Annotated in this window: 16 protein-coding genes and 2 pseudogenes; 16 read left to right on the top strand and 2 right to left on the bottom strand. The window is 69.0% G+C overall.

Annotated features, from left to right (window positions below; translation table 11 throughout):
* Positions 1-124: 124 nt before the first annotated feature.
* The 11 genes and pseudogenes from ACIRVF_RS42455 to ACIRVF_RS42405 all read left to right on the top strand — a co-directional run.
* A pseudogene (locus tag ACIRVF_RS42455) lies at positions 125-359 on the top strand (helix-turn-helix domain-containing protein); the annotation flags it as partial.
* 108 nt (positions 360-467) lie between these two features.
* Positions 468-1,682, top strand: a complete 1,215-nt coding sequence (locus ACIRVF_RS42450) for a hypothetical protein (RefSeq protein ID WP_402830457.1) — start codon at positions 468-470, stop codon at positions 1,680-1,682.
* 607 nt (positions 1,683-2,289) lie between these two features.
* Positions 2,290-2,898, top strand: coding sequence for a hypothetical protein (locus ACIRVF_RS42445; protein WP_402830454.1), 609 nt, complete (start codon positions 2,290-2,292; stop codon positions 2,896-2,898).
* 26 nt (positions 2,899-2,924) lie between these two features.
* Positions 2,925-3,470 (top strand): GNAT family N-acetyltransferase, encoded by a 546-nt coding sequence (locus tag ACIRVF_RS42440; RefSeq protein WP_402830461.1) that lies wholly within the window; start codon positions 2,925-2,927, stop codon positions 3,468-3,470.
* A complete protein-coding gene (locus tag ACIRVF_RS42435; protein ID WP_402830452.1) occupies positions 3,467-4,108 on the top strand; it encodes a hypothetical protein in 642 nt (213 codons plus the stop codon). Before ACIRVF_RS42440 ends, ACIRVF_RS42435 begins: the two co-directional genes overlap by 4 nt.
* The gene (locus ACIRVF_RS42430) at positions 4,105-4,566 is read left to right on the top strand and encodes a hypothetical protein (protein ID WP_402830450.1); all 462 of its coding nucleotides are present in this window, start codon (positions 4,105-4,107) and stop codon (positions 4,564-4,566) included. The genes ACIRVF_RS42435 and ACIRVF_RS42430 overlap by 4 nt, the downstream gene beginning before the upstream one ends.
* An 85-nt stretch (positions 4,567-4,651) precedes the next feature.
* On the top strand, positions 4,652-5,014 hold the full coding sequence (locus tag ACIRVF_RS42425; RefSeq protein ID WP_402830448.1) for a hypothetical protein: 363 nt from the start codon (positions 4,652-4,654) through the stop codon (positions 5,012-5,014).
* Positions 5,015-5,103: 89 nt separating this feature from the next.
* Positions 5,104-5,391 (top strand): hypothetical protein, encoded by a 288-nt coding sequence (locus ACIRVF_RS42420; RefSeq protein WP_402830445.1) that lies wholly within the window; start codon positions 5,104-5,106, stop codon positions 5,389-5,391.
* 352 nt (positions 5,392-5,743) lie between these two features.
* Entirely contained in the window at positions 5,744-6,838 is a 1,095-nt protein-coding gene (locus ACIRVF_RS42415) for a tyrosine-type recombinase/integrase (protein WP_402830443.1), read from the top strand.
* Between the two features lie 5 nt (positions 6,839-6,843).
* A complete protein-coding gene (locus tag ACIRVF_RS42410; RefSeq protein ID WP_402830458.1) occupies positions 6,844-8,988 on the top strand; it encodes a tyrosine-type recombinase/integrase in 2,145 nt (714 codons plus the stop codon).
* Positions 8,989-9,075: 87 nt separating this feature from the next.
* The gene (locus ACIRVF_RS42405) at positions 9,076-9,510 is read left to right on the top strand and encodes a DUF6262 family protein (RefSeq protein WP_402830440.1); all 435 of its coding nucleotides are present in this window, start codon (positions 9,076-9,078) and stop codon (positions 9,508-9,510) included.
* A 73-nt stretch (positions 9,511-9,583) separates the two neighbouring features.
* Here the strand turns inward: ACIRVF_RS42405 and ACIRVF_RS42400 are convergent, their stop codons facing one another.
* On the bottom strand, positions 9,584-9,835 hold the full coding sequence (locus ACIRVF_RS42400; protein ID WP_402830437.1) for a hypothetical protein: 252 nt from the start codon (positions 9,833-9,835) through the stop codon (positions 9,584-9,586).
* A 165-nt stretch (positions 9,836-10,000) separates the two neighbouring features.
* Positions 10,001-10,555 carry an SMI1/KNR4 family protein gene (locus tag ACIRVF_RS42395; RefSeq protein WP_402830434.1) on the bottom strand — a complete coding sequence of 185 codons (555 nt, stop codon included), beginning with the start codon at positions 10,553-10,555 and terminating at the stop codon, positions 10,001-10,003.
* 294 nt (positions 10,556-10,849) lie between these two features.
* Between ACIRVF_RS42395 and ACIRVF_RS42390 the strand changes: the two genes are divergently transcribed.
* The 5 genes and pseudogenes from ACIRVF_RS42390 to ACIRVF_RS42370 form a co-directional block, all read left to right on the top strand.
* Complete coding sequence (locus ACIRVF_RS42390; RefSeq protein WP_402830432.1) at positions 10,850-10,987, top strand: hypothetical protein; 138 nt, start codon at positions 10,850-10,852, stop codon at positions 10,985-10,987.
* Positions 10,984-11,310 carry a helix-turn-helix domain-containing protein gene (locus ACIRVF_RS42385; protein WP_402830430.1) on the top strand — a complete coding sequence of 109 codons (327 nt, stop codon included), beginning with the start codon at positions 10,984-10,986 and terminating at the stop codon, positions 11,308-11,310. Before ACIRVF_RS42390 ends, ACIRVF_RS42385 begins: the two co-directional genes overlap by 4 nt.
* Before the next feature lie 53 nt (positions 11,311-11,363).
* Positions 11,364-13,664: an XRE family transcriptional regulator gene (locus tag ACIRVF_RS42380; RefSeq protein ID WP_402830427.1), complete on the top strand. Its 2,301-nt coding sequence runs from the start codon at positions 11,364-11,366 to the stop codon at positions 13,662-13,664.
* Positions 13,665-13,695: 31 nt separating this feature from the next.
* Positions 13,696-14,484 carry a hypothetical protein gene (locus ACIRVF_RS42375; RefSeq protein ID WP_402830424.1) on the top strand — a complete coding sequence of 263 codons (789 nt, stop codon included), beginning with the start codon at positions 13,696-13,698 and terminating at the stop codon, positions 14,482-14,484.
* A gap of 13 nt (positions 14,485-14,497) precedes the next feature.
* A pseudogene (locus ACIRVF_RS42370) lies at positions 14,498-15,382 on the top strand (Tn3 family transposase); the annotation flags it as partial.
* Between the last annotated feature and the right edge of the window lie 199 nt (positions 15,383-15,581).

Here is a 15,581-nt window from a genome sequence, read left to right as displayed (position 1 = left end):
CGTTGAACGCCTTCGAGATCGCCTTCGACGGCCGTCTCTCCGCTGGCCGTCGTTAACTCAACCCAACCGAGTTACACCGTTCGCTGGACAGACCCTTTGCCGGCGTCTGACGAGGAAGGACCCGATGGTGGCCGCCAAGCTCGACTACCGCTGGCACCTGCGCAAGGTCATGGCGGACCGCGGGATGTTCTCCACCACCGACATCATCCCGCCCCTGGCCGAACGCGGCATCACGCTGTCCACCAGCCAGGTCTACCGGCTCGTCGTCGAGCGGCCCGAACGCCTCAGCCTGAAGATCCTCATGGCCCTGCTGGACATTCTGGACTGCACGATGGACGACCTCATCGAGCCGATCACCACGGTCGGGACGGTGAAGAAGCCGAAGAAGGCCGCCGCTGGCGGGAACACCACGTCCGAAGGCGTCGGCGTTCTGCGGCCAAAGCGCGCTCGAATCACGGGAGTGATCGGTGATCGCCGCTGCCGAGGAGGTGCTCGCCGATCCGGTCGGTCTGATCGTGCGGCTGGTCAGCAACGTCGAGAAGCACCTGGAACCCGACCGCATCCGCAGCGTCGTCTGCACGCTCGTACGCACGCGGGCCGGCCGCCGCAACCTCGCCCAGGCCCTGCACGACGACCCGTCCCTGCTGCGGACCGGCAAGCCGCCGGCACCGTTCCGCGTCGCCAAACTGCTGATGGCCCTGCACGAGGCCGGCGCCCGGGACACCGCCCTTCCCCGTTGTGGTGAGTGCGGACGTCCACGACCCTACGTCGGCAGCCGCACCGGCGGCCGCTGGGGATGCTCACCCTGCTTCGACAAACCCGCCGTCTGCGCGGGCTGCCACCAGCAGCGGCGGGTCGTCAGCCGCGACCGCTACGGCCAGCCCCGATGCGCGAAGTGCCCTGACACCGACGGTGATACGCTCAAGGAACTCACCACCCTCATCACCGGTCTCGACCCCGCGCTCGATGCGGACGCCGTCCGGACCGCGCTCGCGAGGGCGACTGCCCGGCCCGCCGGGCAGCGCCGCCTGGCCTGGGCCGTGATCGCCCGCCCCGAGCTGCTGACCGGTGCCGGGCACGAGGCCCCGACCCCGGCCGTGCTGCGGTTCATCGGGGAACTCGTCGCCGCGGGCGCCATGAAGGTCGTCAAGCCGGCCTGTCCGCGCTGCCACGGGGTGAAGGCGCTGTCGAAGCTTCTGGACGGCAAGAGGATCTGCCGGGCCTGCTTCGCCAGACACGCAGCCGTCCCCTGCTCACGTTGCGGTGCCGTGCGCGAACCCGCCACCCGGGATGCCGCCGGGCAGCCGCTGTGTCCCAACTGCCTGATCCGGGATCCGATCAATCTGGAAGTCTGCGTCGGCTGCGGCCGCCGTCAGCCGGTCGCGGTCCGGCTCGCCGACGGAGTCCGCTGCAGCAACTGCAGGCCGAAGGAGACCAGGGAGTGCGGGATCTGCGGACGCTCCGCACCCTGCGAGGTCTCCCGGGCCACCGGGCAGCCCTGGTGCGAACGCTGCCAGCAACGATGGGTGACCTGCAGCGGCTGCGGCACTGTCGCCCAGGCCCGCGGCGGGACCTGGGACGAACCGCTGTGCGCGAAGTGCACCAACCCCGACCCGGACTTCTGGGGCCGCTGCCCCGCCTGCGCGACCACCTGGCAGCTCAGCCCCCGCCCCTGCCAGTGATGCGTCCTCGCCCAGAAGGTCCGCGACCTCCTCGGCGACACCGCCGGGGGCATCAGGCCAGAACTCGCGCCATTCCACGGGGCATTGACGAGCGCCGAGCGCCCGGACGTCGCCCTGGCCTGGATCACTCGCTCCAAGGTCCGGGACCTGCTGGAACGTATAGGCCGCGACGAGCGTCCCGTCACCCACGACGTTCTCGACCAACTTCCGTCGGGCAAGGTGCTGGCTCACTTGCGCAGTGTCCTCGTCGCGACCGGCGCCCTGCTGGCACGCGACGAACGGCTCGTCTCCTTGGAGAAATGGATCACCACAACGGTCCAAGCCCGCACGGACCTCGCCGAACGCCGGATTCTGCACGGCTACGCGGTCTGGCACCACCTGCGTCGCCTCCGCCGCCGCCTTGGCGAGGACCACGCCACCCAGCTTCAGGATCTCAACGTGCGCTGCCACGTCACCGCGGCCGACAACTTCCTCACCTGGCTCGCCGGCGAAGGACTCACCCTGGGCGCCTGCACCCAGGGTGACCTGGAACGCTGGATGACCGATCCCGCCTTCAGCTACCGCGACGAGACCGGCCACTTCGTCCGCTGGTCCGTACAGCACCGTCATGCCCACGGTCTCACCTGCGGCGCTCCGCTGGACCGGCCCGCAGGGCACCATCGACAGCGAGAAGCGCTGGGCCGACGCGCGGCGCCTCCTCAACGACGACACACTGCCCACCGCGGATCGCGTTGCTGGACTGCTGCTGATCCTCTACGCGCAGAAGATCTCCACGATCAGCCGCCTCACCGTCGACGACGTCGTCATCACCGGCGACACCGTCGTAATCGCCTTCGGAACCTCGCCCGTCACCCTCCCGAGTCCGCTGGCCGCCTTGGTCCGCGAGCTCGTCGCGACCCGTCGTGGAAAGGCCAAGATCGGCACTCCGGACGACGTCCCCTGGCTCTTCCCCGGAGGACAGCCGGGGCGTCCGCTCAGCGACAGCCAGATCGGTATGAGGCTGCACAAGATCGGAATTCGACCCCAACAGGACCGCTCCACCGCGCTCTTCACCCTCGCCGCCGAACTCCCCGCCGCCATCCTCGCCCGGATGCTCGGCATCCACATCCAAGTCGCCGTCCAGTGGCAGAAGGCATCCGCCGGAGACTGGGCCGCCTACGCCGCAGACGTCGCCCAGCGAACCCACGACCAGCACCACCCGAAAGCCCAGCCGTGACCGACCCGAATGCGAGACTCCCCATCATGACCAGCACCAACACGCCTGCCTTCCGTCAGATCGTCCACCCGCACGAGATCACAGTCGAACTGAGACGCGAACTGATCGACTGCTGGATCACGGTCACCAACGCCGGCGGGGCCGCCGGGTTCCCCTTCGCGCCCGTCGACATAGATCAGGTCGCTCCCGTCGCCGACCGGCTCATCGCTGACCTCGATCCTCAACGCAGCCGGCTCCTGCTCGCCGTCGTCGACGGCGTCCTCGCCGGCTGGCTGAACCTCCGCCGCGACCTCAACCCGCTCGTCGCGCACTGGGGCACCGTCAACCACGTCCAGAGCCACACAGGCTTCCGTGGCCGCTCCATCGGCACCGCCCTGATGAACCGAGCCCGTGAAGTAGCCCGGGACGAGATGAACCTCGAACAGCTCCACCTTGCCGCACGAGGTGGTGTCGGGCTCGAAGACTTCTACGGACGTCTCGGCTGGACGGAGATCGGGCGGTGGCCCGGCGCCCTGCGGTTCGCCCCAGGCGACGACCGCGACGAGGTCCTCATGATCCTCGCGCCTCTATGACCCGTCCCCGCCTCGCCTCCGAGGGGGCATTCGGACAGTTCCAATACCCGACTCCACCGTTATCGCGCCCCGGCGGGGCCCAGGCCGAACTCCTGGCCGAGGTCAACAAGTACGAGAGCGACCGCAACCTGGACCTGGTCCTGGCCGAGTTCCGCAACTACCAGCAGGGCATCCTGCCCGCCGGCCCCGGCGCCCGCAGCCTCACCGAGTTCTTCGCCAGCATCGACGAGAAGCTCGAACCGGCCGCAGCACCGGCGCCCAAGACCCAGCGCAGTGACCGAGACGTGCTGAACCTGCTGACCAAGCGCGCCAAGACCCTGCACATCGGCCCGGCGAGCTTCTGCTGGTTCACCGACCCCTCGCGCGCGCTCTGCCTCAAGCTCGCCGGCACCCCCACCGCGGACCGGCCACTGGTCGGGATGTGTGACTCCGCCCGGTGCCCGCAGGCCACCCACCACCCCTGCCACCGGCCTGTCTGGGCCGAACACGCCGAACGGACGAAGACGTTCCTCGGTGACCTGGGCAAGACCCGCAAGACCGAACGCTCCCGCCTACAGAACGACTACGACCGGGCCCTTCGAGTCGTCGCCGAGATCGACGCGGCAACCCACCACCAGCCTGATGAGGAATCCGCGTGAGGATCACCGCAGCCCAGCGCACCGAGAACGAGAACCGCATCCGAGCCGCCATGGACAGGCTCCTACGCGGAGAGATCCCGCCCGGCGGCAAGTGCGACATCAAAACCCTGGCCCACGAGGCCGCCGTCGACCGCACCGCCTTCTACGGCACCCGCCCCTATGCCCACCTCCGCACCGAGTTCGAACGCCGCCTCCAGATTCTGCAGGAAGCGGGGCAAATCCCCGATCCACGCGAAGCCCAGATCGAGCGACTCAAAGCCGAGATCGCCACTCTGAAAGAACGACTGGCCCGCGCCGAGGGCGTGAATGGAGAGCTGAGCGACTTCCGCGCCCAGGCCCTGGCCCGGCTCGCCGCTCAGTACGAAGAGATCCTTTATCTCCGCAGGTCAGAGGCGGCAATCACTGGAGTGACTCGCCTTCCGACAGCCCGAACCACAACGCTCGGAACCTGCAGTTAGCCAATCAACCTGGCCTCCGTCCAGCAGTGAATGCGATGATCGTCAGAATGGCCAGGAACGGCGAGCGCGAGGAACTGATATCCCGATGAACGCACCCGAACCGCTGACCGCCGAGGAACTTGCCGAGATCGAGGAGATCGCCCAGGCCGCAACACCCGGACCCTGGTACGTCCGCCAGCTCGATGACGACTTCGCCATGAGCCTCGTCGCGATCAGCACCGTTCCCGACACCGGGCTCGGTGAGCGCTGGCCGGCCTTTGACCACCACCAGATCGTGGCCACCACCCTCGTCCAGCAGCCGCGCTATGCCGACGTCGCGGACGAACGCTGGGACGAGAACGCCCATTTCATCGCCAGCGCCCGACACGTCGTCCCGCTGCTGATCGCCGAGATCCGACGCCTCAACCGTCTACTTGAAGCCAAGGACGAGGAGGCCGGGGCGAGCTGACACGGACAACTCGGCGGGCTCCCCGCAGACCGGGATACCGGAAGACACCCGGACCACCAGACTGAGCCACCGCACCTTGGAGAGATCGCATGTTCGGCGATATTCACGGCCTCAGCCCTGAACGATCCGCCCACCTCGCCTCTCTGGTCGAACAGAGCCGCCCTCTGCTCGACCAGGAGGAAGAAATGGAGGCCGTCCAACGCTTTCTGCGCGATCAGGAGACCAGCGTCATGGACTCCATCGTTGTCACCCGCGAACTGCTTGGCGCAAGGCCGGAGTCCCTCGGGGCAGCGAAGGAGATCGTACTCACGAGCGCTTCCCGGGCCATCGAGCTGAAGGATCATCAGCGATTCGTCGAGCACATCGAGGAGGCATGACCGGCACGGTCCAGGGACGTCACCCAGAAGTGTGGCCTGCCTCACATCAATACGTCTGCAATGAAACACAGCCCGGAGCGAGCGTCGCGAACGTCACCTCCGCATCCCGCCAGCTCAAAACCGACACGGACTGATCCGCACACGGCCTCTGCGGACACAAGGCACAGCTACGTGACCCATCTCGTGGAGTTCGGCTATCCCGAGCGGTTCGTCCAGGTTCTCTTGAGTCCTCAGCGGTGTGTCCATGACGTGCAGCACGAGCCCGGGGCGGGCGGAGATCTGTGTGGCGGAGGTGATTATCTACCGCCGTCCACCACGCAGTTCCCCGGGAGGTTTGATGCTGGTGCAACGGGTGCTGCTGCCCGACTCGCCGCTTGAGTCGTGGACGGTCCTCGGCGATGAGGGCGGCATAGTCGAGCCGATCGAGCGGTACCTCGCCTACCTGACGGCGGTCGAGCGGTCACCGAACACGATCAAGGCATACGCCCACGATCTGAAGGACTGGTTCGTCTTCCTCCGCCGACGCGGCCTGGACTGGCGCGAGGTCCGGCTGGAGGACCTGGGCGAGTTCGTCGCCTGGCTCCGGCTGCCTCCCACGGGCCGCGACGGCGGTGTCACATTGCTGCCCTCAGCGGAGCATCACTGCGGGGTGACCACGGTCAACCGGAAGCTGTCCGCGGTCAGCGGCCTGTACGTCTTCCACGCACGCCACGGTGTGGATCTCGGCGATCTCGCCACCGAGCTGCAGCCGGTTCGCGCCCGGCGCACGGGCTGGAAGCCGTTCCTATACCACCTGGCCGGCGGCCAGCCCGAGCGTCGCCGCACGATCAAGCTGAAGACGCCTCGCACGCATCCGACGCTCCTGACCGCCACCCAGGCCCAGGCGATCCTGGACGCCTGCACCCGGCTGCGGGACCGGTTCCTGTTCGCGCTCCTGTGGGAGACGGGAATCCGCATCGGCGAAGCCCTGGGCCTGCGGCACGAGGATCTGGCCGTGGCAGAAGGCGAGTTGACAGTGACGCCGCGCGTCAACGACAACCGGGCACGGGCCAAGTCCGCCTCTCCCCGCACCGTTCCTGTCGGTCCCGAGATCGTGCGTCTCTACGCCGACTACCTGCACGGTGAGTACGGCGACCTGGACAGCGACTACATGTTCGTCAACCTGTGGGGCGGCTCCTACGGTCATCCGCTGACCTACGCCTCCGTCTACGACCTGGTGCTGCGGCTGCGGCGCGAGGTCGGGTTCGACTTCGATCCCCACTGGTTCCGGCACACCCGGGCCACCCTGCTTCTGCGGCAGGGAGTGCCGATCGAAGTGGTCAGCACGTTGCTCGGACATTCCTCGATCGCCACCACGCACGACATTTACGGTCACTTGTCCGTGGAGGACGCCCGTCGAGCCCTGGAGGCCGCGGGATTCCTGACCGGCCGGGAGGTGCGCTGGTGAACGCGATGTCTGCCGCTCCGGCCCCCGGCGCCGGCCTGCTCGGCAAGCTGATGGCCGCCGTCCGGCCGGAGTTCCGCGTGGACGTATTCATCCCCGCGCCCGGTGAACTGATCTTCGAGCTGGGCTCGTGCCGGGTTCCTGGATGCCCGCGCCAGCCCCGCACCCGCCAGCTCTGCCGGGGCCACTACTACCGCTGGCAGCGGCGAGGGAAACCGGACGTCGAAGCCTTCATCGCCGATCCCGGGCCCGATCCGATCGGGCGGTCGGAACTGACGGCGTGCGCCGTCACCGGATGCCGCTTCGGCGCGGCCCGGCAGGGCCTGTGCGTGCGCCACCACGGCTTCTGGGAGCGAGCGGGCCAGCCCGACAAGAGAACGTGGGTGGCCGGCCTGCCGCCTGTCGAGGACAGCGGCCAGCGGGACTGCCGGCTGTCGTTCTGCACCCTGTGGGCCCAGGGGAAGTCAGCGTTCTGCCACAACCACACCTCCCGGTGGCAGGCCGTCGGCAGGCCCGAGACCGAGGAGTTCGTGCGCCGCTGCGAGGCCGCCGGGGACGACCGGTTCGACTTCCGGCCGCTTGGTGGGAAACGGCAGCTGCGGCTGGAGCTGCAATACGCCCTCCAGCGCCGTCACGACGAGCGGCAGGTCAACACCCACAGCTCGGCCGTCGCCCCGGTGATCCGGCTGGTCGCCGCCAGCGGCACCGCGTCGTTGCTGGAGTGGCCGATGGAGCGGTGGAGCGAGTACTACGCCACCGGCCGCGGCTCCAGCCACAGCCAGAACGGGCAGCTGGCCTTCCTGCGCTACGCGTACGCGCACCTGGAGGACCTCGCCCACGGCAGCGGCTGGGAGAGCGAGTTCCCGCGCGACGTGTGGGAACTGCGCCGACTCGGCATCGAGGGCACCCGGGCCCGGCTGCGGTTCGACCGCATCCTCCAGACGTGGCTACGCGAGCTGGCCAAACGGTTCGTGAGGTGGCGGCTGAGCGTCGGCCGCAGCGTCAACCAGGCCGTCATCGACATCCTGGCCCTCAACCGGTTCTCCGGCTTCCTGGCCGACCCCCGCGTCGCCGCCGACGAGCCGGCCCGCGTGGACCGGGCCGTGCTGGAACGCTACCTCGCCGACCTGGCCCTCGACCCGCGCTCAACACATTCCCGCAGCCGGGACATCAGCTCGCTGAACGCCTTCTTCCACGCCGTGCGCCGCCACGGCTGGGACCAGAGCCTCCCGGCGAACGCGACCTTCTACCCCGACGACTTCCCCCGCCCCGACAAGCGGCTCCCCCGGGCTCTGGCCGAGCACGTGATGGCCCAGGTCGAACAGAGCGCCAACCTCGACCGCTGGCACACCCCCGACGGCCGGGTCCTGACCTTGATCCTCATGCGCTGCGGGCTGCGTGTCGGCGACGCCTGCCACCTGGCCTTCGACTGCATCATCCGGGACACCGACGGCGCCGCCTACCTGCGCTACCTCAACCGGAAGATGAAACGCGAAGCCTTGGTCCCCATCGACGAGGAGGTCGAGGGCGAGATCGCCGCCCAGCAGCAGCGCGTCCTTGAGCGCTGGCCCGGCGGCCGCCAGTGGCTGTTCCCGGCGCCCCGGATGAACCCCGACGGCACTCGGCCACTGACCACGCACTCCTACCGCGGACAGCTCGACCGCTGGCTTGAGCGATGCGACGTCCAGGACGAACACGGCCGACCGGTCCATCTGACGCCCCATCAATGGCGCCACACTCTTGGAACCAGGCTGATCAACCGGGACGTCCCGCAGGAAGTCGTACGCGTCCTTCTCGATCACTCTTCCGGCGAGATGACCGCCCACTATGCCCGGCTGCACGACTCCACGGTCCGCCGGCACTGGGAGAAGGCCCGCAAGGTCAACATCAAGGGCGAGAGCGTCACCGTCGATCCCGCCGGCCCTCTGGCCGAGGCCACCTGGGCCAAACAGCGGCTCGGGCGCGTGACCCAGTCCCTGCCCAACGGCTACTGCGGCCTGCCGGTGCAACGGACCTGTCCGCATGCCAACGCGTGCCTGACGTGCCCGATGTTCGTCACGACTCCCGAGTTCCTGCCGCAGCACCGCGAGCAGAAGCAGCAGGGTTGCTGCAGATCGTCTCCGCCGCCGAGGCCCGCGGCCAAGCTCGCGTAGTCGAGATGAACCGCCAGGTCCTCGGCAACCTGGAGAAGATCATCACCAGCTTGGAAGACGACCTCGGACGGCCCGAGGGGAGCGCCGATGCGAGCTGACAACAGCCAGCACATCGTCGACGCCGCCCGTCGCCGCAGCGAGTACACCCGCGCCAAGGCCGTCCAGGCCCTCCGCTCCCTCGACCTAGCGGGCGAGCCGGTGACCTTCGAGACCGTCGCGAAGCGGGCCGCAGTGTCCCGGTCCTGGCTCTATGCCCAGTCGGACCTGCGAGAGGAGATCGAGCGCCTTCGGGCAGTACACCGCCGCGACCCCAGTTCCCCGGTCCCTGCACGTCAGCGCACCTCCGACGCTTCCTTGCGGCGACGCCTCGAAGCCGCCAACGCCCGCATCCGGCGTCTCACCGAGGAGAACCAGCAACTTCGCGAGCAACTCGCCCGCGCACTCGGCGAACAACGCGCCGCGACAACTCGCACCAGCCCGCCCCGGGCAGGCGCGAGCGATCCCATATCGGCGTGCACATGAATATGCCCAGCCAGGTACGAGTGAACGGGGTCTGTCGCAGATCGTGTGGTGGTGGGTGCGGCCGCTCACTCCGCTACTCGTAGACGGTGGCCGCGCTGAGGGCCCGCGCGATGAAGGTCCAGTCCCCATTGGCCGGAAGATCCTTGCCGAAGTTCCGGTACCAGCCGTCGGAAGACTCGGTCCAGGCAGCCAGGGCTTCGAGGAAGCGGTCGAGGGTGGAGTTCTCCCAGTCCTGCCCTTGGCGGAGGTAGTCCTGGTGCAGGTCGCGAATGAACGCGACCAGTTCTTCACGGCTGCGGATCTCGTCATCGGAAGTAAGCGGCATGAGAGGACCGTAGCTGACCGATGCCGGCGGACAGAAGCAACCACAAGCGCGGGCCCGATCACACGATCTGCGACAGACCCAGTGAACGTGCTCGGTTCTGGGGGCCTGCCTGGGGACGGCGCAGGCGCCGCTGGTTGGCTCTCTGGCGCGCGCTGGCGCCGCTCGTCAGCGCGCCTCTGCTCCGCTGGGCTGGTTGCCCGCCGTACTCCGGTGATACCGGGCGTCCTTCCCGGGCCAGCCGCGGTCGATGAACGGCGGGCGGTCCACCCGCTCGAAGCACCGCAGCAGGAACTCGGTGAAGGTGCCGGCGGTCTCGAACCACTCTCCGATCTCGCTCCAGACGATGATGCGCCAGTCGTCCGGGTCCGGTTCCACGGCGAGGAAGTAGTACGTGTTGCCCTGCTCGTCGTGCCCCCAGTTGATCAGACCGCCCTCCTCGGGATGGAACGGCCATGGGTACAGTTCGGGGTCATTCATTCCCTGCCACCCCTGGTGCCAGAGCCGCTCCGCCTCCTTGTGGCTGCCGTCCATCGGCCGGTCCAACCACACGTATCCGTCTACCGCGCCGGGCCCGAAGAGGTCCAGAAACGCCTTGTAATCGGTCGGCAGGGCCAGGCCCAGGTAGGCCTCCGACGCTTGCCACAACTCCGGCCGCGCCTGGCCCCACCACTCCGGCTTGCCAAGCCGATCTCTCAACTTGTCCAGCGCCGTTGCTGGCATGACCGCCCCCATCTGCCGTGTCCCATTGGTGCTGGAAGCATCCTGCCGCCATGGACCGACAGAACGGCGCCCGCCCTCGCATCAGGCCCGGCAATACGGTCGGCCGACAGGTCCGAGCTGAGCACGTTCATCCGTACTTGGCTGAGCACCTCAACGAGTACGCGGACATCCCAGGTCAATAACGATCGGCCCGTGCTGAAAGGACTCCCAGTGCCCGCATCCGCTACGTCACGGACAACCACCGCGACGCAAACACCCAGTTCAACAGCCCGCCGAACAAGCGAACCCAAGATAATGCAGGATCAGGTCGGCCACGCCTACGCCAGCACCACCGCGATCTACACCGGCGTCTCCGACGAGTACCGCAACCGGTTGCTCCAACGGATGTTGAAGGAACGGCGCGCCGAACTCTGGGAGGACGACGAGACGTGATCAAGAAGATGGGATACCACTGGCATCTGCGCCAGATCATGGCCACCCGCCAGATGTTCCAGACCACCGACCTGGTCGGCCCGCTCGCCGAGCGAGGCATCACCCTCTCCCGGGAACAGGTCTTCCGGCTGGTCACCCAGCCCCCGCAGCGGCTGTCGATGGACACCCTCGCGGCACTCTGCGACATCCTCGGCTGCCAGCCCGGCGACCTCATCGAGGTCCAGGTCGTCAACGAGGAGATCCGCAAGACCGCGGACCAGGCGCCGGTCCGGTCACTGCCGACCGCACGACGGACTACGATTCGGCGCCCCGAGGGACTGTGAGCCGCACCCGCGACCGCCAGCGAGCCGAACAGCGCCAGAGGACCCTCGACCGCGTGGTCACGGCCCTGACCGCCACGCTGCCCGGCCTCGACCACGCGGCAGCCCTTGAGGCCGTGACCGCCGCAGGGGCCGCCCAAGGCGGCCCGCTCCGCGACCTCGACCAGCACCTGGCCGCCCACCCGCAGGCGCTGGTCTCCGGCGACTCCCACTGCCCACCAGGGATCGTTCGCCTCGCCCTTGCCCTACACGCCGCCGGACACGCCGCGGTCCCGCTGGCCTGCACCAACTGCGGGCGAACCGGCCTCGACCTGCCCCGCTTGGGCCCCGCCGGGCGCCTCTGCAACACCTGCGCGGCCCGCAACAGCAAGGGCGCCTGCGACCGCTGCGGCCGCACCGGAACCCGACTCGCCGCCCGCCGGGCCGAGGGCCGCATCTGCTACTCCTGCTACCGCGTCGACCCCGACGTCGTCGAGGAATGCGCCGGCTGCGGGCAGACCCGCATGCCCGTCACCCGCCGCCCGGACAACTCACCCCTCTGCGTGAACTGCTGGCAAGGCCCTCTGCACGCGTGCTCGAACTGCGGCACGGTCGGACCGGCCAAGTCCAACGGCCCGGGCGGTCCGTTGTGCTCCCGCTGCCACCACCGGTTCCGCAGGCCGGTTCGGGAATGCGGTCGCTGCGGACGGCTCGGACGCATCGCCCGCCGAGCGACCGGGGCCCGCCCGGACACCTGCGAAGACTGCTGCGACGGGCCAAGCAGGCCGTGCTCGACCTGCGGGGAGGAACGCCCATGCCAACGCGGCACGGACGGCGCCTGGCTCTGCCGGACCTGCCGCCCGGGACTGCCGCCCAAGGAGTGCTGCCGCTGCGGGCGGACCCGCCGTGTTCACACCTGGTGGCCGATCGGCCCGGTCTGCTCGACCTGCTACACCGTCGTGCTGGACACGCCCGCGATCTGTTCGGGATGCGGGCGCCACCAGCCGCTGATCGGGGTCACCGAGGACGGCGCCGAGATCTGCGGAGCCTGCGCGGGCACCGCCTTCGACTACACCTGCCGAGCCTGCGGGCTCGGCGGCCGAACCTACGCCGACGCCAAGTGCGCGCGCTGCGTGCTCGGTGACCGACTCCAGCACCTGCTGGCCGGGTCCGACGGGCACATTCCGCGGGAGCTACAGCCGTTACGGGAGGCACTCGCCCAGGCCGACCGCCCCCGCGGCATCCTCCTCTGGCTGCGGCGAAGCCCGAACGCGGCCCTGTTCGCCAGCCTGGCCGCCACCGGCGAACCGATCACCCATCAGCGGCTCGACCAGCTCCCGCTCACCCGCCACCTGCACTACGTCCGCCACACCCTCGTCCACCTCGGCACCCTCCCGGAGCGGGACGAGGAGCTCGACCGCATCCCCGCCTGGCTGGACACGGTCCTCGCCGACCGCCCGACTGGGCACGTCCACCTGGTCCGCTCCTTCGCGCACTGGCACCTGCTGCGACGGGCCCGACGACGCGCCGCCCACCGCCGCCGCCCGGCCGAGCCCGGCTCCTTCCTCCGCACCCGCGTCCTGGTGGCCCTGGAGTTCCTCGCCTGGCTGGACGAACACCGCATCGAACTGGGCGGACTCGAACAGGAGGACCTCGACCGCTGGCTGGACGCCGGCAACACCCGCACCTACGCGATCCGCTACTTCCTGTCCTGGACCACCGGCCGGGGCCTCACCGGCGAGCTCAAGGTCCCTTCCATCCCACGTCAGCAGCCCAGCCAGCTGATGGACGAGGAAGGCCGCTGGCAGCTGCTGAAACGCTGCCTGACCGACTCGCCCATGGCGCTGGACACCAGGGCCGCCGGAGCACTGATCCTGCTCTTCGGCCTGCACGCCTCCCACGTCCGGCACCTGACCGCGACCCAGCTCACCCGCCGCGACGGCAACAGCTACCTCACCGTCGACCGGCACCCGATCCTGCTGCCGCCCCGGCTCGCCAAGCTCCTGCACCAGCTGGCCGACGCCCCTCACACTCGGTCCGCGCTCACCCGCACCACCCGCGGCGAGCCCTGGCTCTTCCCTGGTCTCGTTCCCGGCCGCCCGACCTCGCAGACCGGGCTCAGCTCGAAACTCCTGGCCCACGGCATCGACACCAGCCCGGCCCGGAACGCTGCCCTGGTCGCCCTCTCCGGCGACCTGCCCGCTCCGGTGCTTGCGAGCATCCTCGGACTCCACCCCAACACCGCCGTCCGCTGGGCCGGGTTCGCCAAGACCTCGTGGGCCGACTACCTCGCCGCCCGCGCCCGTGACATCGGACGAATCCAGGCAGGGACGCCCACGACAGAGGAGCCTGCTCCTCCCAAGCGGAAACGCGACTGACAACTTCCGTTGACTTCGAGACCATCAGGCAGTGACTACAGAACTGCATCTGCTGTCCCTTCGTGTCGTCGTGCCACCGCTCGGGACCCGGGGGGCTGCAGTGGAATGCCGACCGATCGTCGACGGACGAGACATCCTGGCCGAGGTGTTCGAGGAGGGCCCAGGGGAGGATCCGCAGTATCTGCTGGGTCCGAAGTCGCTGCTGCATGCGACCGACACTCCTCGCGAGGTGCGGGTCGCTGTGGCTGGATGCGCCGAGGCCTGCTGCGGCGCTGTCTATGTGACGATCAGGCGCGATGGGCAGCACGTGGTCTGGAGCGGCTGGCGCAACCCGCTTGCGGAGGAGGTCGGTCTCCCGGAGCTCAGGTTCGACGTCGACCAGTACGAAGCGGAGGTCGACCGGGCCGCGGCGGATCACAGCTGGGAGTGGCCGGCCCGAACAGTCGCCAGGTTGCTGGAGGAGCGGCTTCGGGAGCACACCGACTGGCTGGAGGCCTGGGAATGCGAGCTGGGAGCTGTCTCCGCCTGGCACTGGGACCCTGACCAGCTCACCGTCTTCCTGTTCCACCCCGGCCGCGCGGCGATCAGGGAAGACCGTCCTTGGCTTCAGTTCAGGATGACCATTCCGATCTCCGCGGACGACCCGGCCGACCAGGTCGACACCCTTGAGGCTCGTCTCACGGCCGGAGACCCCCGCGAGGTCGCCGAGGTCTGTGGGGGTTCGAAGGAGTTCGCCGATCAGCTCGGCTATCCCTGGCCCGGACCTCGACGACGCGCTCGAACCGCGGGCGAGGCCGGGAATACGGCGCGTCAGGAATAAATGCTCTGCGCCAGTAAATGACCAGGTGTCGGGGATCGGCGCGATGCTGGTGCCCGGCACCCCGCACGACTCCCTGTTCATCCTGGACACCCTGCTGAACCTGGACGGCGGGGTGCGGCCGGAGATGGTGGCGACCGACAACGCCTCGTACTCCGACATGGTCTTCGGGATCTTCAAGATGCTCGGCTTCCGCTTCGCGCCGCGCTTTCGCGACCTGGCCGACCAGCGGTTCTGGCGCGCCGAGATCCCCGGCGAGCAACCGGTGGGCGGCTATGGGCCGCTGGAGGCGATCGCCCGCAACAGGGTCAACCTCAAGAAGATCCGCGAGCAGTGGCCCGACATGCTGCGAGTGGCCGGGTCGCTGATCACCAACCAGGTCCGCGCGTACGACCTGCTGCGGATGTTCGGCCGCGAGGGCCACCCCACCCCGCTGGGGCAAGCGTTCGCCGAGTACGGCCGCATCGAGAAGACCTTCCACCTCTTCGACCTGGTCGACCCGGTGGACGACACCTACCGGCGCCGGATGAACCGCCAGCTCACCGTGCAGGAGTCCCGCCACACCCTGGCCCGGGCGATCTGCCACGGCAAGCGCGGCCACATCCAGCAGGCGTACCGGGACGGCCAGGAGGACCAGTTGGCCAGCCTGGGACTGGTGCTCAACGCGGTGGTGCTGTGGAACACCCGCTACCTGGACGCTGCGGTCGAGCAGCTGCGGGCGCTGCCCGCCGATCAGCGCGAGTACGACGTCCTGGACGAGGACGTTGCGCGCCTGTCCCCGCTCAAGGCCGGCCACCTGAACGTCCTCGGCCGGTACGCCTTCACCCCCTCCCAGCCCGAGGGCGCCCTGCGCCCGCTGCGCGACCCGGACACGGTGGACGATGACCAGGGCGACGGGTAGCCCCGGCGGCCCGGCCGCGAGGAAGGGTCGGGCCGGGGGATGTGGTTGCAGAAGGTGCAGTGCAGACACCGAGGAGCCTTGCGATCGAGGTGATCGAGTTCTCCGATCGGCACTCCCGCGGTCGCCGCACCCTTCAATCAGCACGAACTTTTGAAGCGGTGCCGTACTCCCCCCTGGGGGTGACTTTCGGGGGGGGGGG

The sequence above is a fragment of the Kitasatospora sp. NPDC101157 genome (assembly GCF_044768255.1).
In the GTDB taxonomy this organism is placed as follows: Bacteria; Actinomycetota; Actinomycetes; order Streptomycetales; family Streptomycetaceae; genus Kitasatospora.
This window is presented reverse-complemented; position numbering and strand designations above follow the sequence as displayed.